The organism is Kribbella sandramycini, assembly GCF_013131805.1.
Classification (GTDB): Bacteria; Actinomycetota; Actinomycetes; order Propionibacteriales; family Kribbellaceae; genus Kribbella; species Kribbella sandramycini.
In genome coordinates, this window is sequence record NZ_JABJRC010000012.1 from 41,611 (window position 1) to 64,778 (window position 23,168).

At 69.1% G+C, this 23,168-nt stretch carries 24 protein-coding genes; 18 read left to right on the plus strand and 6 right to left on the minus strand.

What is annotated here, in order from left to right; all coding sequences use genetic code 11:
- The first annotated feature begins 3 nt into the window (after positions 1–3).
- Genes HPO96_RS34550 through HPO96_RS34570 form a run of 5 tightly spaced genes read left to right on the plus strand, consistent with a single transcriptional unit; the run spans position 4 to position 4,228 of the window.
- The gene (locus HPO96_RS34550; protein ID WP_171678684.1) at positions 4–279 is read left to right on the plus strand and encodes a PAAR domain-containing protein; all 276 of its coding nucleotides are present in this window, start codon (positions 4–6) and stop codon (positions 277–279) included.
- 1 nt (position 280) lies between these two features.
- Positions 281–703 carry a GPW/gp25 family protein gene (locus tag HPO96_RS34555; RefSeq protein WP_171678685.1) on the plus strand — a complete coding sequence of 141 codons (423 nt, stop codon included), beginning with the start codon at positions 281–283 and terminating at the stop codon, positions 701–703.
- Positions 700–2,646, plus strand: a complete 1,947-nt coding sequence (locus tag HPO96_RS34560) for a putative baseplate assembly protein (protein WP_171678686.1) — start codon at positions 700–702, stop codon at positions 2,644–2,646. The genes HPO96_RS34555 and HPO96_RS34560 overlap by 4 nt, the downstream gene beginning before the upstream one ends.
- A 3-nt stretch (positions 2,647–2,649) precedes the next feature.
- Complete coding sequence (locus tag HPO96_RS34565) at positions 2,650–3,195, plus strand: phage tail protein (RefSeq protein ID WP_171678687.1); 546 nt, start codon at positions 2,650–2,652, stop codon at positions 3,193–3,195.
- Positions 3,179–4,228 (plus strand): zinc ribbon domain-containing protein, encoded by a 1,050-nt coding sequence (locus HPO96_RS34570; protein WP_171678688.1) that lies wholly within the window; start codon positions 3,179–3,181, stop codon positions 4,226–4,228. Before HPO96_RS34565 ends, HPO96_RS34570 begins: the two co-directional genes overlap by 17 nt.
- Before the next feature lie 66 nt (positions 4,229–4,294).
- Here HPO96_RS34570 and HPO96_RS34575 read toward each other — a convergent pair whose 3' ends face one another.
- The 3 genes from HPO96_RS34575 to HPO96_RS34585 form a co-directional block, all read right to left on the minus strand.
- A complete protein-coding gene (locus HPO96_RS34575) occupies positions 4,295–5,629 on the minus strand; it encodes a COG1470 family protein (protein WP_171678689.1) in 1,335 nt (444 codons plus the stop codon).
- 73 nt (positions 5,630–5,702) lie between these two features.
- Positions 5,703–6,326 (minus strand): NAD(P)-dependent oxidoreductase, encoded by a 624-nt coding sequence (locus HPO96_RS34580; protein ID WP_171678690.1) that lies wholly within the window; start codon positions 6,324–6,326, stop codon positions 5,703–5,705.
- A gap of 2 nt (positions 6,327–6,328) precedes the next feature.
- A complete protein-coding gene (locus HPO96_RS34585) occupies positions 6,329–7,237 on the minus strand; it encodes an EamA family transporter (RefSeq protein WP_171678691.1) in 909 nt (302 codons plus the stop codon).
- 72 nt (positions 7,238–7,309) lie between these two features.
- On the opposite strand from HPO96_RS34585, the gene HPO96_RS34590 reads away from it, so the two are divergent.
- A complete protein-coding gene (locus HPO96_RS34590; RefSeq protein ID WP_171678692.1) occupies positions 7,310–7,807 on the plus strand; it encodes a MarR family winged helix-turn-helix transcriptional regulator in 498 nt (165 codons plus the stop codon).
- A 37-nt stretch (positions 7,808–7,844) separates the two neighbouring features.
- Entirely contained in the window at positions 7,845–8,639 is a 795-nt protein-coding gene (gene fxlM, locus HPO96_RS34595; RefSeq protein ID WP_238355836.1) for a methyltransferase, FxLD system, read from the plus strand.
- Here fxlM and HPO96_RS34600 read toward each other — a convergent pair.
- Entirely contained in the window at positions 8,605–9,321 is a 717-nt protein-coding gene (locus HPO96_RS34600; RefSeq protein ID WP_171678649.1) for a hypothetical protein, read from the minus strand. The two genes, fxlM and HPO96_RS34600, sit on opposite strands and share 35 nt — an antisense overlap.
- 266 nt (positions 9,322–9,587) lie before the next feature.
- Between HPO96_RS34600 and efp the strand changes: the two genes are divergently transcribed.
- Both efp and nusB read left to right on the plus strand, forming a co-directional pair.
- The gene (gene efp / locus HPO96_RS34605) at positions 9,588–10,151 is read left to right on the plus strand and encodes an elongation factor P (protein WP_171678694.1); all 564 of its coding nucleotides are present in this window, start codon (positions 9,588–9,590) and stop codon (positions 10,149–10,151) included.
- A 6-nt stretch (positions 10,152–10,157) separates the two neighbouring features.
- A complete protein-coding gene (gene nusB, locus HPO96_RS34610; RefSeq protein WP_171678695.1) occupies positions 10,158–10,568 on the plus strand; it encodes a transcription antitermination factor NusB in 411 nt (136 codons plus the stop codon).
- A gap of 302 nt (positions 10,569–10,870) precedes the next feature.
- Here the strand turns inward: nusB and bldD are convergent, their stop codons facing one another.
- Complete coding sequence (gene bldD / locus HPO96_RS34615) at positions 10,871–11,386, minus strand: transcriptional regulator BldD (protein WP_171678696.1); 516 nt, start codon at positions 11,384–11,386, stop codon at positions 10,871–10,873.
- Between the two features lie 207 nt (positions 11,387–11,593).
- On the opposite strand from bldD, the gene pyrR reads away from it, so the two are divergent.
- The 9 genes from pyrR to HPO96_RS34660 all read left to right on the plus strand — a co-directional run bounded on the left by pyrR (position 11,594) and on the right by HPO96_RS34660 (position 22,276).
- The gene (gene pyrR, locus HPO96_RS34620; protein ID WP_171678697.1) at positions 11,594–12,160 is read left to right on the plus strand and encodes a bifunctional pyr operon transcriptional regulator/uracil phosphoribosyltransferase PyrR; all 567 of its coding nucleotides are present in this window, start codon (positions 11,594–11,596) and stop codon (positions 12,158–12,160) included.
- Positions 12,160–13,101 carry an aspartate carbamoyltransferase catalytic subunit gene (locus HPO96_RS34625; RefSeq protein ID WP_202886780.1) on the plus strand — a complete coding sequence of 314 codons (942 nt, stop codon included), beginning with the start codon at positions 12,160–12,162 and terminating at the stop codon, positions 13,099–13,101. Before pyrR ends, HPO96_RS34625 begins: the two co-directional genes overlap by 1 nt.
- Positions 13,098–14,390 (plus strand): dihydroorotase, encoded by a 1,293-nt coding sequence (locus tag HPO96_RS34630; RefSeq protein WP_171678698.1) that lies wholly within the window; start codon positions 13,098–13,100, stop codon positions 14,388–14,390. The genes HPO96_RS34625 and HPO96_RS34630 overlap by 4 nt, the downstream gene beginning before the upstream one ends.
- Positions 14,387–14,881, plus strand: coding sequence for a PH-like domain-containing protein (locus HPO96_RS34635; RefSeq protein WP_171678699.1), 495 nt, complete (start codon positions 14,387–14,389; stop codon positions 14,879–14,881). The genes HPO96_RS34630 and HPO96_RS34635 overlap by 4 nt, the downstream gene beginning before the upstream one ends.
- Entirely contained in the window at positions 14,878–15,999 is a 1,122-nt protein-coding gene (carA, locus tag HPO96_RS34640) for a glutamine-hydrolyzing carbamoyl-phosphate synthase small subunit (RefSeq protein ID WP_171678700.1), read from the plus strand. The genes HPO96_RS34635 and carA overlap by 4 nt, the downstream gene beginning before the upstream one ends.
- On the plus strand, positions 15,999–19,301 hold the full coding sequence (gene carB, locus HPO96_RS34645) for a carbamoyl-phosphate synthase large subunit (RefSeq protein WP_171678701.1): 3,303 nt from the start codon (positions 15,999–16,001) through the stop codon (positions 19,299–19,301). Before carA ends, carB begins: the two co-directional genes overlap by 1 nt.
- On the plus strand, positions 19,294–20,349 hold the full coding sequence (locus HPO96_RS34650) for a quinone-dependent dihydroorotate dehydrogenase (protein WP_171678702.1): 1,056 nt from the start codon (positions 19,294–19,296) through the stop codon (positions 20,347–20,349). Before carB ends, HPO96_RS34650 begins: the two co-directional genes overlap by 8 nt.
- Complete coding sequence (gene pyrF / locus HPO96_RS34655) at positions 20,346–21,182, plus strand: orotidine-5'-phosphate decarboxylase (protein WP_171678703.1); 837 nt, start codon at positions 20,346–20,348, stop codon at positions 21,180–21,182. The genes HPO96_RS34650 and pyrF overlap by 4 nt, the downstream gene beginning before the upstream one ends.
- A gap of 113 nt (positions 21,183–21,295) precedes the next feature.
- Positions 21,296–22,276: a DUF4037 domain-containing protein gene (locus tag HPO96_RS34660; protein ID WP_171678704.1), complete on the plus strand. Its 981-nt coding sequence runs from the start codon at positions 21,296–21,298 to the stop codon at positions 22,274–22,276.
- Here the strand turns inward: HPO96_RS34660 and HPO96_RS34665 are convergent.
- Positions 22,257–23,105, minus strand: a complete 849-nt coding sequence (locus HPO96_RS34665; protein ID WP_171678705.1) for a LysR family transcriptional regulator — start codon at positions 23,103–23,105, stop codon at positions 22,257–22,259. The two genes, HPO96_RS34660 and HPO96_RS34665, sit on opposite strands and share 20 nt — an antisense overlap.
- Between the last annotated feature and the right edge of the window lie 63 nt (positions 23,106–23,168).

Here is a 23,168-nt window from a genome sequence, read left to right on the forward strand (position 1 = left end):
GTCATGCCAGGACCAGCCGCCCGGGTGGGCGACCCGACCGGACACGGCGGCGCGCTCGGTCCGCCGGGAGTGCCGACGGTGCTGATCGGCGGGATGCCGGCCGCGACAGTCGGTACGCCGCATGTGTGCGCGATCCCGCTGCATCCGCCGTCCGCCGTCGTGCCGCCGGGGTCGATGACCGTGCTGATCGGTGGCCTGTCGGCCGCGCGGATGGGCGATCTGACCGCTTGTGGCGCGCCCATCGCGATGGGCGCGCCGACTGTGCTGATCGGAGGCTGAGGTGAGCTCGGAGTTCGTCGGGGCCGGGTGGGCGTTCCCGCTACGCACGGATGCGACCGGCCGGATCGCGCTGGTCCGCAGCGACCGGGAGATCGAGGAGAGCATCCGGCTCATCCTCGGCACGTCGCCGGGGGAGCGGCCGATGCGGCCGGAGTTCGGCTGCGGGATCCAGGACCACATCTTCGCGCCCGCGAACGCGACGACGGCGGGCAAGATCGTCGCCGACGTCCGGATCGCGCTGGACCGCTGGGAGCCGCGGATCGAGCTGCTCGACGTGCAGGTGCACTTCGACCGGGTCGACGAGGGAGCGCTCTATATCGAGCTGCGGTACGCGATCCGCGGCAGCAACGACCCGCGCAACCTGGTCTTTCCCTTCTACCTGATCCCCGAGCATCCCGAGCTCGACGCCGGAGTGACCTCATGACGCTGACCGCCCCGAACCTCGACGACCGCCGCTTCCAGCAGCTGGTGGACGACGCGAAGCGGATGATCCAGCAACGCTGCCCGGAGTGGACGGACCACAACGTCTCCGATCCGGGCGTGACGCTGGTCGAGGCGTTCGCGACGATGGTCGATCAGCTGATGTACCGGCTGAACCGGGTGCCGGAGCGCAACTACCTGCGGTTCCTGGACCTGATCGGCGTCCGCCTGTTCGCGCCGGCCGCGGCGCGCGCGGACGTGACGTTCTGGTTGTCGGCCGCGCAGCCGGAGACGATCACCGTCCGGGCAGGGACCGAGGTCGCAACGCTGCGCACCGAGCACGACGAGGCGATCGGGTTCAGCACGGTGGCCGACCTGCCGATCGTCTCGACAACTCTGCAAACCGTTGCCACTGGCAACATCACCGGCAGTGCGGTGGACCGGACGGTCGAGTTGCAGGACGGCGTCGGCTTCGACTGCTTCCCGGAGCCGCCGACCCCGGGGAGCGCTCTCTACGTCGGTCTCTCGGAGGCGGCGCCGTCCTGCGCGATCCTCTTGCGGATCGACTGCGAGGTCCAGGGCATCGGCGTGGACCCGCTCGACCCGCCCCTGCGCTGGGAGGCGTGGAACGGCGCGGAGTGGGTCGCCTGCGAGGTCGACCGCGACGGCACCGGCGGCCTGAACCGTGCGGGCGACGTCGTCCTGCACCTCCCGCCGGGCCACGTCGCGTCCGTCCTCGCGCAGCAACGGGCCGGCTGGCTGCGGTGTGCGTTGATCGAGCCGGACGCCGATCAGCCGTTCTACAGCGAGTCTCCGAAGCTGCGTGCGATCGAGGCGTCGACGATCGGCGGTACGGCGACTGCTGAACACGCGGAGGCCGTCCTGTTCGAGGAGGTCGGCCGCAGTGACGGCAGCGCCGGTCAGCGCTTCAGCCTGGAACGCAGTCCGGTCGCGCTCTCTGCCGATCCCGAGGTGCTGCGGGTCAGCACCGACCAGGGCTGGCAGGCCTGGACGCTCGTCGACAGTTTCGCCGCCTCGACGGCGACTGATCAGCACTTCGTACTCGATCGCCAGACCGGCCAACTGTTGCTCGGCCCGGCGGTCCGGCAACCCGATGGCACGCTGACATCGTACGGCGCGGTTCCGCCGAAGGGCGCCGTGCTGCGGCTGGACCGATACCGCATTGGCGGAGGCGGAACCGGGAACGTGGCTGCACACGCTCTGCGCGTTCTCAAGACCTCCCTGCCATTCGTCTCCGAGGTGGACAACCGGCGGCCGGCTATTGGTGGTGTCGACGGTGAGCAGGTGGCCGATGCGATGCAGCGCGGACCGCTGTCGCTGCGGACGGCGTCCCGGGCGGTCACTGCTCAGGATTACGAGCTGCTCGCACGGGAAGCGACTCCCGAGCTCGGCCGCGTGCACTGCGTCCCTGGTGACGAGTCGGAGCTCAACGTCGTCCGTCTACTGGTGATTCCGCGGCTGCCTGGCGACCCGCAGGCGCAGACTGACTTCGGTGCGCTGAGACCGTCGGACGACGTACTGCGGCGCCTGGCTGAGCACCTGGAGCCGCGGCGGATGCTTGGAGCCCGTCTGCTGATCGAGCCGCCGTACTACCGCGCAGTGACGGTGGTCGCGCGTCTGAAGGCCGCAGCGGATGCCTCGACCGAACGGATCCGGCCGGAAGCGCTCTCGGCGCTCTACCGGCTGCTGCACCCGCAGGTCGGTGGGCCGCGGGAGGAGGGCTGGCCGCTGGGCCGCGCGGTGCAGACGGGTGACATCCATGCCTGTCTGCAGCGAGTGCGTGGCGTCGAGTCGGTGGAGGACGTGCGCCTGTACCTGGCGGACCCGGTCCTCGGGACGCGCAGCGAGACGCCGGTCGAGCGCATCGACCTGGCTCGGACGGAGCTGGTGTTCTCGTTCGAGCATCAGGTCCTGGTGCGGAGGTAGCCGATGCGCGGTTTGATCGAGGGGCTGCAGAATCCCCATCAGTTGTTGACGATTCTGCCCGGCCTGTACGGCGAGGACGACTTTGCGGCCAGGCTGACCGGTGTCTTCGACGACGCGCTCGCACCGATCGTGTCGACGCTGGACAACTTTCCGGCGTACCTGGACCCGGAGCTGGCGCCGGAGGACTTCGTTGAGCTGCTCGGGTCGTGGGTGGCGGCGTTCACCGATCCGCGGGTTCCGGCCGAGCGGCAGCGACTGCTGGTCGCAGCCGCGGTCGATCTGCACCGCCTCCGTGGTGCGGCGTCCGCGCTGCGCGAAACGCTCCGACTGGCCTGCGGAGTCGACGCCGAGGTGACGGAGTCCGGCGGTACGAGCTGGTCTGCGCAGGCGCAGTCCGCGCCACCGGGCTCGGATGTGCCGCGCCTCGTCGTACGGGTGCCGGTGGGGGCCGACGAAGCGGTCGTACGCCGCATCGTCGAGGCGTTACGGCCGGCCAACCTGCCGGCCCGGATCGAGGTCAAGGAGGTCGGCAATGATCCTGTGCAATGACTGTGGTGAACAGAACGAGGACGGCGTCGTCTTCTGTGCCCGCTGTGGGGTTTTCCTGGAGTGGGAAGGCGAAAAGGTCGAGAAGCCGGCGGTGACCCCGGTTGTCGTACCGCCTCGGGCTGTTCTGCAGGAGACACCTGCCACGCATCAGCCGGTGCCGGTGCCAGCTCCCGAGGAGCCGCAACAGCCGCAGCCGCCGCAGCGGCAACAGCCGGAGAGCAGGCAGCCGCAGACGGTGAAGCGGAAGCTGCCGCGGCGGTCGAAGTCACCGGTGATCATTCCGACCGGCTCGCGGATCTGTGGCGGCTGTGGAATGCCGAACGAGGCCAGCAGGCGGTTCTGTGCGAAATGCGGTTACAGCCTGGTCGACGCGAAGGTGATCCGGAAGACCGCGTGGTGGCGACGGCTGCTCGGTCGGGAGCGCATCTACGCCGCAGGTACGCGTTTTCGGCCCGGCAACGCGCGGCGCAAGTTCCGCGGCGCGACCCGCGTTGGCGTCGTACTGGCGTTGCTGGCCGGTGCTGGTGTACTTGCGTTCCCGCAGCGGCCGCTGGTGATGCGGGCCGTCCATGCGGTGCAGAACGCCGTACAGAAGCCGCAGCCGGTGCATCTGACTCAGGTGAAGGCCAGCGGAGCAGTAGGTAAGCAAGTGGCCGCGCTGGCCGTCGATGGCGCCAACAACACCTTCTGGGCCGCACCACGCGTCGGCCGGGGCGGCCGCAACGGTCCGTACGTCACTGGGACCTTCCAGCAGCCGGTGAAGCTTGCCGAGTGGGGCATCTGGCCAGGAGTCTCCGACCAGACACCTGCGTTCGTCGCCGGCCCGCGTCCGGCTGAGATCGAGGTTACGGTGTTCACCAGCGGCAAGCCGGTGATCAAGCGGTTCCAGATCGCCGACAGCTCGAAGTTCCAGAAGTTCCGGCTGAAGGTTGACGACGCCCGCGGTATCCAGGTCGCCGTCGTCCGTTCGACCAACCCGAGCAAGTCGACGCTGACCGCGATCGCCGAGCTGGAATTCTTCGCCCGCCGCTGACAACGACGAAGCGCCCGGGGCCTCGGACGATCCGGGGCCCCGGGCCTTCTGGTGGGGGAGAGAGGCTCAGCTGGGCTTGGCCGGTTTGGCCGGCACAGGCGTGACGATGTTGCCGCCGACGAAGATCGCGTTCACGCAGGTGGTCGCGCCCGGCGCCGGTGCGTCGCACCTGAGATGGACGACGACCTTCTGACCCGGGGTGAGCACGGCCAGCGGCGCGATGTAGCGGAAGTCCTGGATGTTGCGGAAGTACTGCGGTGCGACGCCGCCCAGTGAGTCGCTGTTACGGCGCAGGTCGAGGTAGCCGGTGCTGCCCTGCGACTCGAAGTTCACATCGGTGATTCGCAGGTTCTTACCGTCAGGCACCGTGAACGACGCCTGGTCGGTCCTACCTGGCCGCGCACTGAGCTGGAACCGCCGGGAGAACGGTTCGCCGACCGCAGCTGCCGCCGCAGCCGCCGCCTCCTTGTCCTTGGCAGCTTGGACGACGTCCTTGTTGTTCTGACCCTTCGCAGTGTTGTTCGACTGCGTCTGCGCCGTTTCGGCGGTGTCCTTCGCTTCGCCCGCGGTGGTCTTCGCCTCTTCGGCCTTCTTCGCCACCGCCTGCAGCGGCTTCTCAACTGCGTGCTGTGCGGCGGACTCGACCTCTTTCTTCAGTACGGCGAACCACAGGCCGGTCAGCAGCGCGGCCGCGGCCAGTACGCCGGCGATCGCTTTGCCGGTCCAGGACGGCAGGATCGGGTCCTGCACCATCATTCCGTCGACAGTGGTGATCGTGGCGCCCGGACGGCCGCCGTGCGCGACCTGTGTCACGACAATGCTGAATTGGCGCGTCTTCGGCGCACCGCGCCAGATGCGGTCCAGTGGACGTGCTTTCACCTTGGCGAAGGCCGCAGCGCCCGGCTGCACCTCGACAGTGCTGGGAGAGAAGCGGAACTCGACCACTGCATCCGGGTCCTTGCCGGTCAGCTCTACAGTCACCGGTTGGTTGCCCCGGTTATCGATCGACAACGTGTGCCGACCAGTGCGCGAACCATGCGACGTACGCGGCGTCAGCTCGGCACTCAGGTCACTGAACGGCTGTACGTGTACCAGTGCCTCTGGAACCGCGGTGTCAGCCGGGTGCTCTTTCGGTTCGACCAGTACGCCGAACGGCACGTCACCAGCCTGGACGACGGCCTCCTGCGGCACTGTGATCGTCACAGTCGCGTTGCCCTCGGCATCCGGGTACAGCGAGAGTGTGGCCGGTTCGATCACGGCGTACGCGGCCAGATCGCCCACCGGCGTCAGTGTGTAGGCCTCGACCACCGACCCCCGGTTCGCCACCGTCACCCGGCATGTAGCCGGCACCCCCGGCACCACGACCAGTTCCGCAACATCCAACCGCGCTGAAGTAGACACCTCTCCAGCATCGAGTGGCACGCCCTCGAGCGCAGCGAGCCGCCGTACAACCGATCGGGCAGCCGGTGCGGCCCTAGTAGCCCGCCGTGAACCGCTGCTGCCGGTACTTCGCTCGCTCGGCCTCATCCACGAGTGCGATCGCGAAGTCAGCCAGCGAGATCGACGACCTTCCGTCTACTGCGATCACCAGCTCATCCGTTCCTAGTCGGTAGCTGCCGGTGCGGGCGCCGGGCTCAAGGAGGTCGGGGGGACTCGCATACGTCCAGTCGACCTCGTCGGCAGCTCGCACCAGGTCGAACTGCGCGTTGCAGGCCTCGGCGATCGGACGGTACTCGGCCGGGAAGCCCGGCTGCTCCAGCACAGTCAGCCCGGTCCCGGGGACGATCAGACTCGCAGCGCCGCCGACCACGATCAGTCTGACGCCGCTGGCGCGCAGTCCGTCCAGCAGGCCCTTGGTGACGCCGACCAGCTCGTTCTCCTGCCCTGGCTGCGGTCTGGTCGCACTGATCACCACATCGTGGTCTGTGGCCAGTTGGGCTACGGCGGTGGAGTCAGCGGCGTCGGCCTGGCGGAAGTCGGCTGGCGACGTACTACGAGAACTTCGGCTGACCGCAGTGACCTGGTGGCCGCGGTTCAGGGCTTCTTGGACGACGTGACTGCCGACCGCGCCGGTGGCGCCGAAAACCAAGATGCGCATGGTCAGGACCGTCCAATCGCGGGGACGAGGACCGGGACGGTCGGCTTGGGAGCGGGAGGGCGGCGGCGGAGCTGGGCCGTGACCAGGGCTGCCAGGACGATGAGGCCGCCGAGCAGCTGGGCGGTGGAGAGGGTCTGGCCGAGGACCAGCCAGCCGAGGAGGGTGGCCACGACCGGGCTGAGCAGGCCGAGGAAGGTGGCGTCGGTCGGGCCCAGGGAACGGAGGCCGCGGAACCAGAGCGCGTAGGCGACTGCAGAGCCGATCAGCGTCAGGTAGGCGTAGCCGGCAACGTTGGCCAGCGTCAGCGTGGCCGGGGGTGCGCCTTCGACCAGGTAGGCGATCGGGAGCAGTACGAGGCCGCCGGCGACCAGCTGCCAGCCGGTGGTGGCCAGCAGGGGAGCGGGCGACGTCCAGCGCTTGCTGAGCACGATGCCGAAGCCCATCACGATCGCACCGCCGAGCGCGGCCAGCACGCCCCAGAGGTCGAGCCGCGCGTCAGCTCGCAGTACCAGCAGACTCACGCCGAACACACCCGCTACGGCGGCCAGCACCTTGCGGGTGGAGAGGCGCTCCTTGAGCAGGCCAGCGGCTAGGAAGGCGACCAGCAGCGGCTGGATCGCGCCGATGGTGGCAGCGACGCCGCCGGGGAGCCGGTAGGCGCCGACGAAGAGGAGGGCGAAGAACGCGCCGATGTTGAGCGTGCCGAGCACCAGCGAGCGCCACCACCAGCTGCCGCGCGGCAGCGTCCGGGTGATCGCGACGAGCAGCAGACCGGCCGGCAGCGCGCGGATGACGGCCGCCAGCAGCGGACGGTTGGGCGGAAGCAGCTCCGTCGTGACCAGGTACGTGGTTCCCCAGATCAGCGGCGTAATCGCCGTGACGAGGATCAAGGTGAGTCGATTGCTTAGCACTAAGCAAAAGTATCTCACCGCTAAGCAACTTGCAATCCCTCAGCGCTAAGCAATCTGGACTACGCTGGGGACATGCCCGATCACGTCGACCTGATCCTCGAGCAGTGGAGTGAGCAGCGTCCGGACTTGGACGCCTCCCCGATGGCCGTGATCGGCCGGCTCAAGCGACTCGCTCAGCTGGCCGACACCGAGCTCAAACGCAACTTCGCCCGCCACGACCTGGACTCGGCGTCCTTCGACGTCCTGGCGACGCTGCGCCGCAGCAACTCCGCCCACAGCCTCACTCCGGCCGGGCTGATGCGTTCGTCGATGGTCACCTCCGGTGCGATCACGCAGCGGCTGGACCGGCTCGAGGCGCGCGGTCTGGTCAGCCGCAAACCCAGTGTGACCGACGGACGCGGCGTTGAGGTCACACTGACCCAGGAGGGCCTCCAGCTCATCGACGCCGTCCTGCCGACCCACATCGACACCGAAGAGCAGCTGCTCGCCGCACTGTCCAAACCAGAGCGAGAACAACTCGCCAACACCCTGCGGACCCTCCTCGAGTCCCTAGGCGATCGACAGGGATGACCCGATGCCGCGCGTAGACGACCCCGGACGAGCGGGCATGCTGCGCGCCGACCTGGTCGACCACCTGCAGCGCACCGGCGCGATTCGCGACGAGCGGATAGCCGAGGCGTTCCGCGTAGTGCCCAGACACCTCTTCCTCCCGCAGATGCCCCTCACAGCCGCGTACGCCGACGACGTCGTCCTCATGAAGCGCGACGATGCCGGAGTCCCCATCAGCTCGGTCTCCCAGCCCAGCATGATCGCCCTGATGCTGGACCAAGCAGCCGTCCGCCCCGGCGACCACATCCTCGAAATAGGCTCCGGCGGCTACAATGCCGCCCTCCTCACCGAACTGACCGGCCCCACCGGCTCCGTCACCACAGTCGACATAGACCCCGACGTAACCACCCGAGCCCGCGCCGCCCTCACCAGAGCCGGCTACCCCAACGTCCACGTCGTCCAAGCCGACGCCGAATACGGCGTCCCCCAGCACGCGCCCTACGACCGAGTAGTCGTCACAGTCACCGCCTGGGACATCCCACCCGCCTGGGTAGACCAGCTACGCCCAACCGGCCGCATAGTCGTCCCCCTCCGCCTCGGCGGCGAAACCCGCTCCATAGCCTTCGACGACCACCACGGCCACCTCGAAAGCCACTCCTCCATCCTCTGCGGCTTCGTAGACATCCAAGGCCAAGGCGCCCACCACGCCCCCGACGTCCCACCCCCCAACGCCCCCATCCCCCACCCCACCTTCCAAGCCCACCGAACCGGCACCCCACTGCCAGCCGGCTTTCACATCGCCCGGAAGCACTACACGTTTACGGTGTGCCGGGTGGGCGGGGTGGGTTTTTGACGGTTTGCCAGAGTTCTTCGATGTCGGAGCGGTCTTCGGGGGCGGGGGTGTCTACCCAGCCGGAGGCCCAGGTGTTTTCTTCGCGGTCCAGGTTGAAGAGGGAGTCGGCGAAGGCGGCGGAGCCGGTGTAGCGGGTTTCTTCGTCTTCAGGGATGGGGGTGGCGGTGGGGGTGGCTGCGGTGGGTGGGGCGACGAGGTTGCGGGCGTACTGCTGGGCTTCGAGGATGCCCATGTCCTGCTCGTCGGAGAGAAGGCGGATGGCGCCTACCTCGTTGTTGGCGGCCATCAGGTCGCGGACGCGCTGGTCGGTGTCGCGGCGCGGGGTCGGCTGTTTGGGCAGCGGAGCGGCCGGGTGGTACGGCGCTGTTTGGTAGGGGGCCGCTTGGTAGGGGTCGGGCTGGTAGGGGCCGGGCTGGTACTGCGGGGGCGCGAACTGGACCGGGGGCGGCGGGTACTGGGGTTGCTGGGGCTGCCCGTACGGCGGCGGTGCGGTCTGCTGCCCGGCGGCCTGGGTGAACTGGCCCTGGAACTGGATCGGCACGTTCCCGCCCTGCTGGGCCTGGATGCGTTCGAGCATCTTCTGGACGCGCTCCGTCCGGCCGCCGTCGGGGCCCTTGCCCTTCTGCAGCTTGGCCACGACGCCCAGGATCGCCAGGATCACCACGAAGATCGCGAACTCCATGGCAGCAGGGTACGGGCCGCGCGGCCCACGAATCGAGCAAATGGGCAGGTGAGGGCTACAATCTGGCTCAGAGCGCGTCCGAGGACCCAGCGCCTACTGCGCGGCACTCGGCACGGCACCTCGCCGCACGGGTACGAAGGCCAAGATGCTCCGCATCTAGTCCTCCGCCCCCGCACGCCGATGCACCGCACCGAGCACCTGCTCGCTACGGCGCTGAGTCCTCGGACGCACTCTTACCGCTGATCGATTTCGAAGGGTATACCCGCGTGGCTTCGACGAACGACCTCAAGAACGGCATGGTGCTCAACCTGGATGGGCAGCTGTGGTCTGTCGTCTGGTTCCAGCACCACAAGCCCGGTAAGGGCGGCGCCGTGATGCGCACCAAGCTGAAGAACGTGCTGAGCGGCAAGGTCGTCGACAAGACCTTCAACGCCGACGTCAAGGTCGAGGTGGCCAACGTCGACAAGCGCGACATGACGTACCTGTACAACGACGGCACGTCGTTCGTGTTCATGGACAAGTCGACCTACGAGCAGCTGAACATCCAGCCGGACGTCGTCGGCGAGGCCTCGCACTTCCTGCTGGAGAACCAGGACGCGATCGTCGCCGTCCACGAGGAGACCCCGCTGTACGTCGAGCTGCCGGCCTCGGTCGAGCTGCTCGTCGAGTACACCGAGCCGGGTCTGCAGGGCGACCGCTCCACCGGCGGCACCAAGCCGGCCAAGCTGGAGACGGGCTACACGATCCAGGTGCCGCTGTTCCTGACCACCGGCGAGAAGGTCAAGGTGGACACCCGGACGGGCGACTACCTCGGCCGCGTCTCTTCCTGACGCCGGATGTCGGCCCGGAGCAAGGCACGGAAGCGGGCGCTCGACGTCCTGTTCGAGTCCGAGGTCAGGGGGCTGCCGGTCGGCGGCACCCTGCCGGACCGGATCGAGGACAACGACCCCCCGGTCAACGAGTTCACCGTCGCGCTGGTCGAGGGCGTCGCCAAGCACATCGGCGCGATCGACGACCTGCTGTCGGCGCATTCGGTCGGCTGGACGCTCGACCGGATGCCGGCCGTCGACCGCAACATCCTGCGGATCGGCGCCTACGAGCTGCTGTACGACGACCAGGTGCCGGATGTGGTCGCGGTCAGCGAGGCGGTTGCCCTCGCGCGGGATCTGTCCACCGACGAGTCCCCGGCGTTCGTGAACGGGTTGCTGGCCCGGCTGTTGCAGCTCAAGCCGACGCTCGGCGTCTGAGGCGAGCTGACGAAAATCGATCGACCCGTAAGGGGTGAGGGGGGCGAGCCCTCTGGCACTCCTTCGGGTCCTTCTGTCGTGCGTGGGGAAGATCACTCATGAGGTGGTGATCAAGGCCCGGTGACCGTCTCGGTACGGTCCCGGGCCGGCGCTTGCGTCCCCGTGTTCTGCGGCGCGGGGGGAACGGCCCCGGCCTCGGTCGGCAGGTGAGGTGATTCCTGCCGTAGGTGGTGCTCTGTTCGATCGATGAGCGAGCGGGCGGCCGCGGGCAAGCTGCTACGAGCCCCGACCGTCACATCCGCTCAGGCGCCGGCGGCCTCGGCGGACTCCTCGACGTCGCCCTTCGCCTCGGGGTTCAGGACGCCCCAGGAGATGAAACGCTCGGTCAGAGTGGTCGGCGACTCGTCGTAGATGACCGCGAGCGTGCGCATGTCGTCCTGACGGATCGACAGCACCTTGCCGTTGTAGTCACCGCGCTGAGCCTGGATGGTGGCCGCGTAGCGGGTCAGCGGACCGGCTTCGCCCGCGTCCAGGTGGTGCAGGGCCTCCAGGTCGAGGATCAGCTTCGGCGGAGCAGCGGCAGCCGCTGCGGCCTTGGCCGAGCCCGGGAGCAGTTCGCCGACCGGGACGCCGTAGAAATCGGCGAGCTCGGCGAGCTTCTGGACGGTGACCGCACGGTCGCCGCGCTCGTACGAGCCGACGACGACGGCCTTCCAGCGGCCCTTGGACTTCTCTTCGACGCCGTGCAGCGACAAGCCCTGCTGCTGGCGGATGGCGCGTAGCTTGCCGCCCAGTGTCTTCGCGTATTCGCTAGGCACTCTGGTACTTCCCTCCGACTAGTTTCGTGATGGCCGGAATCGTTGGAAACGACCCGGTCGGTGAAACCCCCCTCGGTTACACAGAGTAACAATATTCCGGGTCAGAGGCCAGCGTCAAGACGGCGTGTCACTTCCGATACCATGTCAAGCGGTCCGAACGTCCTTTAAAGACCTGTCCCGAGAGGCAGGAAAGGAGGAACGGTAGCGATGAGCCCTGCCCCGGTACCCGTACCGCGCACAGTGCTGGATGCTTCCGACATTTCCCGGGCACTGACCCGGATCGCGCACGAGATCCTCGAGCGCAACCGGGGTGCCGACCCCGTCGTACTTCTCGGTGTCCCGACCCGCGGAGTGGGTCTGGCGACCCGCATCTCCGAGCGGATCGCCGCCGTCGAAGGGCAGAGCGTGCCCACAGGGTCACTCGATGTGACGATGTACCGCGACGACATCGGCCTCAAACCGGCCCGTGCGCTGGAGCACACCGACATCCCGCCGGGCGGGATCGACGGCAAGGTCGTCGTCCTGGTCGACGACGTGCTGTTCTCCGGCCGCACCATCCGCGCCGCGCTGGACGCGATCGGCGACATCGGCCGCCCGAAGGCCGTCCAGCTCGCCGTCCTGGTCGACCGCGGCCACCGCGAGCTGCCGATCCGCGCCGACTACGTCGGCAAGAACCTGCCCACCTCGCTGCTGGAGCGGGTCACCGTGAACCTGACCGAGTACGACGGCGCCGACGCCGTGCTGATCGCCGACAAGACGGGAGCCGCGGTCTGATGCGCCATCTACTGAGTGCCGGCGACCTGAGCCGCGACGAGGCGAACCTGATCCTCGACACCGCCGAGGAGATGCGGTCGCTGGCCGACCGCCCGATCAAGAAGCTGCCCGCCCTGCGCGGCCGCACCGTGGTGAACCTCTTCTTCGAGGACTCCACCCGCACCCGGATCTCCTTCGAGGCCGCCGCCAAGCGGCTGTCGGCCGATGTGATCAACTTCTCGGCCAAGGGCTCCAGCGTCAGCAAGGGCGAGAGCCTGAAGGACACCGCGCTGACGCTGCAGGCCATGGGCGCGGACGGCGTCGTGTGCCGGCACGGCGCCTCCGGCGCTCCGCACCTGCTGGCCACCTCGGGCTGGATGACCGGCGCGGTCGTGAACGCCGGCGACGGCACCCACGAGCACCCGACGCAGGCCCTGCTCGACGCCTTCACCATGCGCCGCCACCTCGGCTCGCTGGACGGCCGCCGGATCACGATCGTCGGCGACGTCCTGCACTCCCGGGTCGCCCGCTCGAACGTCCTGCTGCTGGCCACGCTCGGCGCCGAGGTCACCGTGGTCGCCCCGCCGACGCTGCTGCCGGTCGACATGTCCCGCTGGCCCTGTACGACGTCGTACGACTTCGACGCCGTGCTGGCCAAGAGCGACGCGGTGATGATGCTGCGCGTCCAGCGCGAGCGGATGGGCGACGCGTACTTCCCGAGCGCCCGCGAGTACACCCGGCGCTACGGCCTCGACGTGCACCGGATGGCGCAGCTGCCGGAGAACGCGATCGTCATGCACCCCGGCCCGATGAACCGCGGTATGGAGATCAGCGCCGAGGTCGCCGACTCGACCCGCTCGGTGATCGTCGAACAGGTCACCAACGGCGTGGCCGTCCGGATGGCCGTCCTTTATCTGCTGTTGTCAGGTAGTAACGAATCGACCGAGGAGCCCCCAGCATGACCGCATACCTGATCACCGGAGCCAAGATCGTCGGCGGTGAGGTGGCGGACCTGCTGATCGACAACGAGGAGATCGTTGCTGTCGGCACCGGCCTGCAAGCACCGGCGGACGCCGAGACGATCGACGCGACCGGCCTGATCGCGCTGCCCGGTCTGGTCGACCTGCACACGCACCTGCGCGAGCCCGGCCGCGAGGACGCCGAAACCGTGCACACCGGGACGCGCGCTGCGGCCGTCGGCGGGTTCACCGCGGTCTTCGCGATGGCCAACACCGACCCGGTCGCCGACACCGCCGGCGTTGTCGAGCAGGTCTGGCGCCTGGGCCGAGAGGCCGGGTACGCCGACGTCTACCCGATCGGCGCCGTCACGGTCGGCCGCCAGGGCACGCAGCTGGCCGAGCTCGGCGCGATGGCGGACTCCGCGGCCCGCGTCCGCGTCTTCTCCGACGACGGCGACTGCGTCTGGGACGCCGCTCTGATGCGCCGCGCACTCGAATACGTGAAGGCCTTCGGCGGCACGATCGCCCAGCACGCACAGGAGCCGCGGCTGACCAAGGGTGCCCAGATGAACGAGGGAGCGCTCTCCGGCGTTCTCGGGCTGACCGGCTGGCCGAGTGTCGCGGAAGAGGCGATCATCGCCCGCGACATCCTGCTGAACCACCACGTCGGCTCCAAGCTGCACATCTGCCACCTGTCGACCAAGGGTTCGGTCGAGATCGTCCGCGCCGCCAAGCGGCGCGGGCTCGACGTGACGGCGGAGGTGACGCCGCACCACCTGCTGCTCACCGAGGAGCTGGCCGCGTCGTACGACCCGGTCTACAAGGTGAACCCGCCGCTGCGCACCAAGGAGGACGTCGAGGCCGTCCGCGAGGGCCTGGCCGACGGCACGATCGACATCGTCGCCACCGACCACGCGCCGCACCCGGTCGAGGACAAGGACTGCGAGTGGAGCGCGGCCGCCTTCGGGATGATCGGCCTGGAGACCGCTCTCTCGGTCGTTCAGCACGCGATGGTCGACACCAAGCTGCTGACCTGGGCCGACGTCGCCGACCGGATGAGCTACCGCCCGGCCGCGATCGGCCAGGCCAGTGACCACGGCCGCCCGCTCGAGGCCGGCGCCCCGGCGAACCTGGTCCTCGTCGACCCGGCGGCGCAGCGCACGATCGTCCCCGAGCAGTCGACCTCGCTGTCGCGGAACACGCCGTTCGCGGGGATGACGCTGCCCGGCCAGGTGGTTGCGACCTTCCTGCGCGGGACGCCGACCGTCCGCGACGGAAAGCCGGTCCGGTGAAGACTGCTCTCGCCATTGCCGGCACCCTGGCGGTGATCGCCGCCGGGTACTACGCGATGTTCCGCGGCTGGCGCAATCGCCAGGCCCGGCAGGCCGAGCTCGCGCCGCTGCCCGCGGTGCCGGACGGCGACAAGACCAGGGGAGTGGAGGGCGTGTACGTCGCCACCACCTCCGCCGGCGACTGGATGGACCGGATCGCCGTACACGAACTGGGTGTCCGCGCCACCGCGGACCTGGCCGTCAGTGAGGCCGGCCTGATCTTCCATCGGCAGGGCGCGGCGGATGTCTTCATCCCGGCCGGCCACCTGACCGCCGTCCGGACCGACCGCGGCATCGCCGGCAAGGTGACCGCGGAGAAGTCCGGCCTGGTGGTGGTCACCTGGAGCCACGACGGGCGGGAGCTGGACACCGGCTTCCGGCCCCGGCGCAAGGCCGACACCGAACCCCTGACCGCATCCATCGCAACTCTGATCGGAGCCGAGCAATCATGAGCCAGCCCGCACTGCTGGTCCTGGAGGACGGCCGGTCGTTCGCCGGCACCTCGTACGGGGCCGCCGGCGAAACCTTCGGCGAGGCGGTGTTCACCACCGGGATGACCGGCTACCAGGAGACGCTGACCGACCCGTCGTACCACCGGCAGATCGTCACCCAGACCGCGCCGCACATCGGCAACACCGGGATCAACGACGAGGACGACGAGTCGCACAAGATCTGGGTCGCCGGGTACGTCGTCCGCGACCCTGCCCGGGTCCCGTCCAACTGGCGCGCCACCCGCTCACTCGACGACCAGCTGAAATCCCAGGGCGTCGTCGGGATCTCCGGGATCGACACCCGCGCGCTGACCCGGCACCTGCGTGAGCGCGGCGCGATGCGGGCCGCGATATCCACCGAGATCCTCGACCCGGCCGAGCTGCTGACGAAGGTTCTCGAGCAGCCCGCGATGGCCGGCTCCGACCTCGCGACCCAGGTCACCACCGAGACGGCGTACGTCGTCCCGGCCGAGGGGGACAAGCGGTTCACCGTGGTCGCTCTCGACCTGGGCATCAAGTCGATGACGCCGAAGCGGATGGCCGAGCGCGGTATCGAGGTGCACGTGCTGCCCGCCACCGCGTCGCTGGAGGAGGTGCTGGCGCTGAACCCGGACGGCATCTTCATGAGCAACGGCCCGGGTGACCCGGAGACCACCGAGCACCCGACCCAGCTGCTCAAGGCCCTGCTGGAGCAGAACAAGCCGTACTTCGGGATCTGCTTCGGCAACCAGGTCTTCGGCCGCGCACTCGGGCTGGGCACCTTCAAACTCAAGTACGGGCACCGCGGGATCAACCAGCCGGTGCTCGACCGGGCCACCGGCAAGGTCGAGATCACCGCGCAGAACCACGGCTTCGCGGTCGACGCCCCGCTCGACGCGGCGGTGGAGACGCCGTACGGAACGGCGGAGGTCTCGCACGTCTCGCTCAACGACAACGTCGTCGAGGGCCTGAAACTGACCGGCCGGGACGGCAAGCTGCTGGCCTTCTCGGTGCAGTACCACCCAGAAGCTGCCGCCGGTCCGCACGACTCGGCGTACTTGTTCGACCGGTTCGTCGAACTGATGGAAGGGCGGGCCTGATGCCACGTCGGACAGATATCGAATCGGTGCTCGTGATCGGCTCCGGCCCGATCGTGATCGGCCAGGCCTGTGAGTTCGACTACTCCGGCACCCAGGCCTGCCGGGTGCTGCGCGAGGAGGGTTTCCGGGTCGTCCTGGTGAACTCCAACCCGGCCACGATCATGACGGACCCGGAGTTCGCCGACGCCACCTACGTCGAGCCGATCACCCCGGAGTACGTCGAGAAGGTGATCGAGAAGGAGCGCCCGAACGCGCTGCTCGCGACGCTGGGCGGCCAGACCGCGCTGAACGCGGCGATCGCGCTGCACGACAACGGCGTTCTGGAGAAGTACGGCGTCGAGCTGATCGGCGCCTCGGTGGACGCGATCCAGCGCGGTGAGAACCGCGAGTCGTTCAAGCAGATCGTCGAGAAACTCGGCGCCGAGACCGCGCGCTCGCGGATCTGCCACACGATCGAGGACGTCCTCGGCGCGGCCGGCGAGCTCGGCTACCCGCTGGTGGTGCGGCCGTCGTTCACGATGGGCGGCGTCGGCTCCGGGATGGCCTACGACGAGGCCGACCTGACCCGGATCGCCGGGGCCGGTCTGCACGCCTCGCCGACCACCGAGGTGCTGATCGAGGAGTCGATCCTCGGCTGGAAGGAGTACGAGCTGGAGGTGATGCGCGACAAGGCCGACAACGTCGTGATCATCTGCTCGATCGAGAACGTCGACCCGATGGGCGTGCACACCGGCGACTCGATCACCGTCGCGCCGGCGATGACGCTGACCGACCGCGAGTACCAGATCATGCGGGACCTGGCGATCGGCATCATCCGCGAGGTCGGCGTCGACACCGGCGGCTGCAACATCCAGTTCGCGGTCAACCCGGCCGACGGCCGGCTGATCGTGATCGAGATGAACCCGCGGGTGTCGCGCTCGTCCGCGCTGGCCTCGAAGGCGACCGGCTTCCCGATCGCGAAGATCGCCGCCAAGGTCGCGATCGGCTACACCCTGGACGAGATCCCGAACGACATCACCCAGCAGACGCCGGCCAGTTTCGAGCCGACGCTGGACTACGTCGTCGTGAAGGTGCCGCGGTTCGCGTTCGAGAAGTTCCCGGCCGCGGACGCCACGCTGACCACGCACATGAAGAGCGTCGGCGAGGCGATGGCGATCGGCCGCAACTACACCGAGGCGCTGCAGAAGGCGCTGCGGTCGCTGGAGAAGCCGGAGGCCCGGTTCTCCTGGGCCGGTGAGCCGTCGACCGATCTGGAGTCGTTGCTGACGGCAATCAAGACGCCGCAGGACGGCCGGTTGCGGATCGTCATGGACGCGATCCGGGCCGGCGCGACACCGGAGCAGATCTTCGACGCGACCAAGATCGACCCCTGGTTCGTGGACCAGCTGTACCTGATCCACGAGACCGCGCTGCAGGTCGCGGCCGCGCCGCGGCTGACGCCCGAGGTGATCAAACTCGCCAAGCGGCACGGGTTCTCCGACCTGCAGCTGGCCGAGATCCGCGATCTGACCGAGGACGTCGTCCGCGGCGTCCGGCAGGCGCTCGGGATCCGGCCGGTTTACAAGACGGTCGACACCTGCGCGGCCGAGTTCGCCGCCTCGACGCCGTACCACTACTCGTCGTACGACGAGGAGAGCGAGGTCGCGCCGCGGACCGAGCCGGCCGTGCTGATCCTCGGCTCCGGGCCGAACCGGATCGGCCAGGGCATCGAGTTCGACTACTCGTGTGTGCACGCGTCGATGGCGCTGCGTGAGGCCGGCTACTGCACGATCATGGTCAACTGCAACCCGGAGACGGTCTCGACCGACTACGACACCTCCGACCGGCTCTACTTCGAGCCGCTCACCTGTGAGGACGTCCTCGAGATCGTGTACGCCGAGATGCAGGCCGGCCCGGTCGCCGGAGTCATCGTCCAGCTCGGCGGCCAGACGCCGCTGGGCCTGGCGCAGCGGCTCGCGGACGCCGGGGTGCCGATCGTCGGGACGTCGCCGGCCGCGATCGACCTGGCCGAGGAGCGCGGCGCCTTCGGCAAGGTCCTCAGCGACGCCGGGCTGCCGGCCCCGAAGCACGGGACGGCGCTGTCGGCCGAGGAGGCGCAGGAGGTGGCCGCCGAGATCGGGTTCCCGGTGCTGGTGCGGCCGTCGTACGTGCTCGGCGGGCGCGGGATGGAGATCGTCTACAGCTCCGACGAGCTGAGCGCGGCGCTGGAGCGGCTCGGCGGCGGGAACGCCTTCGAGCACCCGGTGCTGATCGACCGCTTCCTCGACGACGCGGTCGAGATCGACGTGGACGCACTCTATGACGGCACGGAGCTGTTCCTGGGCGGCGTGATGGAGCACATCGAGGAGGCCGGGGTGCACTCGGGCGACTCGTCCTGCGCGCTGCCGCCGATCACGCTGGGGAACGCGGATATCGAGAAGATCCGGCAGTCCACCGAGGCGATCGCGCGCGGCGTCGGCGTCCAGGGGCTGCTGAACGTGCAGTACGCGCTGGCCGGGGACGTGCTCTACGTCCTGGAGGCGAACCCGCGGGCCTCGCGCACCGTGCCGTTCGTCTCGAAGGCGACGGTCACGCCGCTGGCCAAGGCCGCGGCCCGGGTGATGCTCGGAGCAACGATCGCCGACCTGCGGGCCGAGGGGCTGCTGCCGGCGACCGGTGACGGTGGGACGCTGCCGCCGACGGCGCCGATCGCGGTGAAGGAGGCCGTGATGCCGTTCAACCGGTTCCGGACCGTCGACGGCAAGTCGGTCGACACCGTGCTCGGGCCGGAGATGCGCTCGACCGGTGAGGTGATGGGCTTCGACGACACCTTCGGGATCGCGTTCGCGAAGTCGCAGTCCGCGGCGTCGCAGCCGCTGCCGGGGGCGGGCAAGGTGTTCGTGTCGGTCGCCAACCGGGACAAGCGGCACATGATCTTCCCGGTGAAGCGGCTGGCCGATCTGGGCTTCCAGATCTACGCCACCGAGGGCACGGCCGATGTGCTGCGGCGCAACGGCGTCGAGGCGGTCACGGTTCGCAAGAGCAGCCAGGGCCCGGGGCCGAACGGCGAGCCGACCATCGTCCAGATGGTTCAGGACGGCGAGCTGAACCTGATCGTCAACACGCCGATCGGGATCACCCAGGGCGGATCGCCGCGGCTCGACGGGTACGAGATCCGGTCGGCGGCGGTGGCGCGGAACATCCCGTGCATCACCACGGTCCAGGGGCTGGCGGCCGCCGTCCAGGGCATCGAGGCGCAGCAGGGCGGCGGGATCGGCGTCCGCTCGCTGCAGGACTGGGTGCCGAGGATTCTCGGTGAGTAGTCGGACGGCGTACGAAACCTTGCTCCGGCCGGTCCTGTACCGGCTGGGCAAGGGGGACGCCGAGATCGCGCACGAGCAGACGCTGAACGGGTTGCGCCGGCTCGGGCGCGTTCCCGGCGCGGTGAGCGCTCTCTCGCGTTCTCTGGGCGCGATCCCGGCGGGCGCGGCGCGGACGGTCTTCGGGATCCGCTTCCCGGGGCCGGTCGGGCTGGCCGCCGGGATGGACAAGAACGGGATCGCCTTACCCGCTTGGCGGGCGCTTGGGTTCGGGTTCGTCGAGGTGGGCACGGTGACCGCGCTCCCGCAGCCGGGGAACGAGAAGCCGCGGCTGTTCCGGCTCGTCTCGGACGAGGCGGTGATCAACCGGATGGGGTTCAACAACCTCGGATCGGGGGCGCTGGCCGAGCGGCTGGCGGCGTACGGGCCGCTCGGGTACCCGCTCGGGATCTCGATCGGCAAGTCGAAGGTCACGCCGCTGGCGGACGCCGTCCAGGACTATGTGACGTCGTTGCAGCGGCTGTACCGGTACGGCGACTACTTCGCGGTCAACGTGTCGTCGCCGAACACGCCGGGATTGCGCTCTCTGCAGGACTCCGGGCAGTTGCGTGAGCTGCTGACCGCGCTCCATCACGAGGCGGTGTCGCTGAGCGCCGGTGGGCGCGGGGCGAAGCCGATCCTGGTCAAGATCGCGCCCGATCTGACGCCGTCCGCGATCGACGAGCTGCTGCAGGTCTGCACGGACGTCGGCGTCGCGGGGATCATCGCCACCAACACGACCATCGGGCGGGGCGGCGTCGAGTCGCATCCGCTGGCCGCCGAGGCCGGCGGGTTGTCCGGGCGGCCGTTGACCGAGATCGCGGCCAAGACGGTCGCGCACATTCAGGCGGAAACTCAGGGAGCGCTGCCCGTGATCGGAGTCGGCGGGATCCTGGAGCCGGCAGATGCCGCTCGGCTGCTGGACGCCGGGGCGAGTCTGGTCCAGGTGTACTCCGGTCTCATCTACCGCGGCCCGGGGCTGATCCGCCGGCTGAACAGGAGCTTGCTATGAGCAACGAAACCTTCGGCGCCCGGCTGCGCCGCGTCATGGACGAGCGCGGGCCGCTCTGCGTCGGCATCGACCCGCATCAGCACCTGCTCGACCAGTGGGGCCTGCCAGACACCGCGGACGGCCTCGCCTCCTTCACGTACGCCGTCGTCGACGCGCTGGCCGATCGGGTCGGCGTGTTCAAGCCGCAGTCGGCGTTCTTCGAACGGTTCGGCTCGGCGGGGATCGCCGTCCTGGAGCAGGCCACGCGCCGGCTGCGGGACGCCGGCGCGGTGGTGATCATGGACGCCAAGCGCGGCGATATCGGGACGACCATGGCGGGTTACGCGGCGGCGTACCTGGCCGAGAAGGGGCCGCTGGCCTCGGATGCGTTGACGGTCAGCCCGTACCTCGGGTTCGGCTCGCTGCAGCCGGCGATCGACGAGGCACGGGTCTCCGGCTCCGGGCTGTTCGTGCTGGCGCTGACGTCGAACCCGGAGGGTCCGCAGTTCCAGTCCGCGGTGACGGTGGCCGGCCCGACCGTGGCGGGCGCCGTCCTGGACGGGCTGCGGGAGTTGAACGCGGATGCCGAGGGGCTCGGCTCGTTCGGCGCGGTGGTCGGGGCGACGATCTCGTCGACGGATGAGGATCTCGACATCAATGGTCCGCTGCTGGCACCGGGGCTGGGGGCGCAGGGCGGGACGGCCGAGGGGCTGGAGGCGGTCTTCGGGGCGGCGGTGCGGAACGTCGTACCGTCGAGCTCGCGGGAGATCCTCGGAGCCGGGCCGGATGCGGCCGGGTTGCAGGCGGCGGCCGATCGGGCCAACGACGCGTACCGAACGGTCCTCGGCTACTGACAACCGGCGGTAATTCGCGATAGAATTGCCTTTGTGAGAAAGGCGCGATGAATTTCGCGCCTTTTTTGCAGTTGTCTTGAAATTGGTGGTGCGGGTCTGCGATCTTCGCTGGCATGGGAATTTCGGGGATCGAATTGTGCCGGCGTTTCTACACCGAGGTCGTTGGGCCGCAGTTGAGGGTTCCGCACAGCGCGGGGCTGCTCGGTCGCGGGTCCGAGGTGCTCGGGTTCGACGACGAGATGTCGACCGACCACAACTGCGAGGCGCGCGTCGTGCTGTTCGTCGCGGAGCCGGCGGCGGTCGGGCTGGAGGTGCCGGGGGAGTTCCTTGGCCGGCCGGCGTTGGTCGAGCCGTACACCCGCGAAGAGTTCTTCGTCGAGCAGTTGGGCTTCGATCCGGCGGCGGGGATGCGGGTCGAGGACTGGTTCACCGTGCCGGAGCAGCATCTGGGCATCCTGACCGCCGGCGCGATGTTTCATGACGAGCTCGGGGTGCAGGCGGTTCGCGATCGGCTCGCGTACTACCCCGACGATGTCTGGCGCTATCTGCTGATCAGCGCGTGGTGGCGGGTTCATCCGGAGCTGAATCATGTCGGCCGGACCGGATATGTCGGCGATGAGCTCGGCTCGGGGCTGGTCGCGGCCCGGCTGGTCGAGGGGCTGATGCGGGTTTGTTTTCTGATCGAACGCCAGTACGCGCCGTACGCGAAATGGTTCGGTACGGCGTTCGCGCGGCTTAGCTGTGGGCCGGCTTTGGCGCCGCTGTTGCAGGCTGTGTTGCGTACGGGCAATTGGCAGGATCGCGAGCAGGCGTTGCTGGTCGCGTATCGGGCGGTCGGTGAGTTGTTCAATCGGAGTGGGATCACTGCGCCGGTCGAGCTCGGGCTCGAGCGGATGTTCGGGCGGCCGTTCCCGACGGCGTGGGGAGATTTTCCGGGAGCGCTCTCTGGGACGATCTCGGATCCTGAGGTGCAGGCGATCCTTCGGCGCTGGCCGGTTGGTGGGGTGGATCGCATCCGCGATCAGCTGTGGAAGCCGGTCGATCGGCGTCGCGTCACGACTTACCTGGACGACGTCATCCGTACAGGCTCGTGAGGAGGGCGACCGCGGACTGCGTGGCGGGGTGCGGGTCCTGGCGGTGCCAGATCAGGTGGACGTCGACCGGGGGAGCGTCGCGAAGGCGGCGGTAGACGATGCCGTCGCGGCGGTACTGCGTGGTGGTCGCCTGGGCGGTGACGCCGACGCAGCGGCCGGATGCGATCGCGGTGAGCCAGTCGTCGACGTCTTGGTTGTACTCGACGCGCGGACGCAGTCCTTCGGGCCAGAGATCGAGCGTCGTACTGCCGGTGCGGCGGTCGATGCTGAGGACGCGGTCGCGGAGTTGGTCGAGGGTGACGGTCCGTTTGCCCGCCAGCGGGTCGTCTGCCGGGAGAGCGGCGTACCGGTCCTCTTGGGCGATGGTGATGTGTGCGAACCGGCGCAGGTCCAGGTGCGCGCGGACGACGGCGAGGTCGCACAGGCCTTCGGCCAGCCCGCCCGTCGCGGTGTTCGTCCGCACCAGTTGCAGCTCGACACCCGGGTGCTCAGCCGCCCACCTGCGCTGGAACTCCGCCGTATGCCGGCCCAGCGCCGACCACGCATGCCCGACCCGCAACCGCGTGTGCCCGCTCGTCGCCTCCCGTACCAACTCGTCCACCTCGGCCAGCACCTGCCGCGCCCGCGCCAACACCCGCACCCCCGCACTGGTAGGCGTCACCGACCGGCTGGTCCGATGCAACAACCGCACCCCCAGCCGCCCCTCCAGCCCCAACACGTTCCGCGACACCGCCGCCTGACTCACCCCCAACTCGATCCCCGCATCCGTGAACGTCCCCGTCTCCACCACAGCCACCAGGCACCGCAACTGCCGAACCTCCACATCCATACCCCCACCGTATAGATCCCCCACCACCGCATTTGCCCTTCCCACCCAACCAGCGCACCCTCA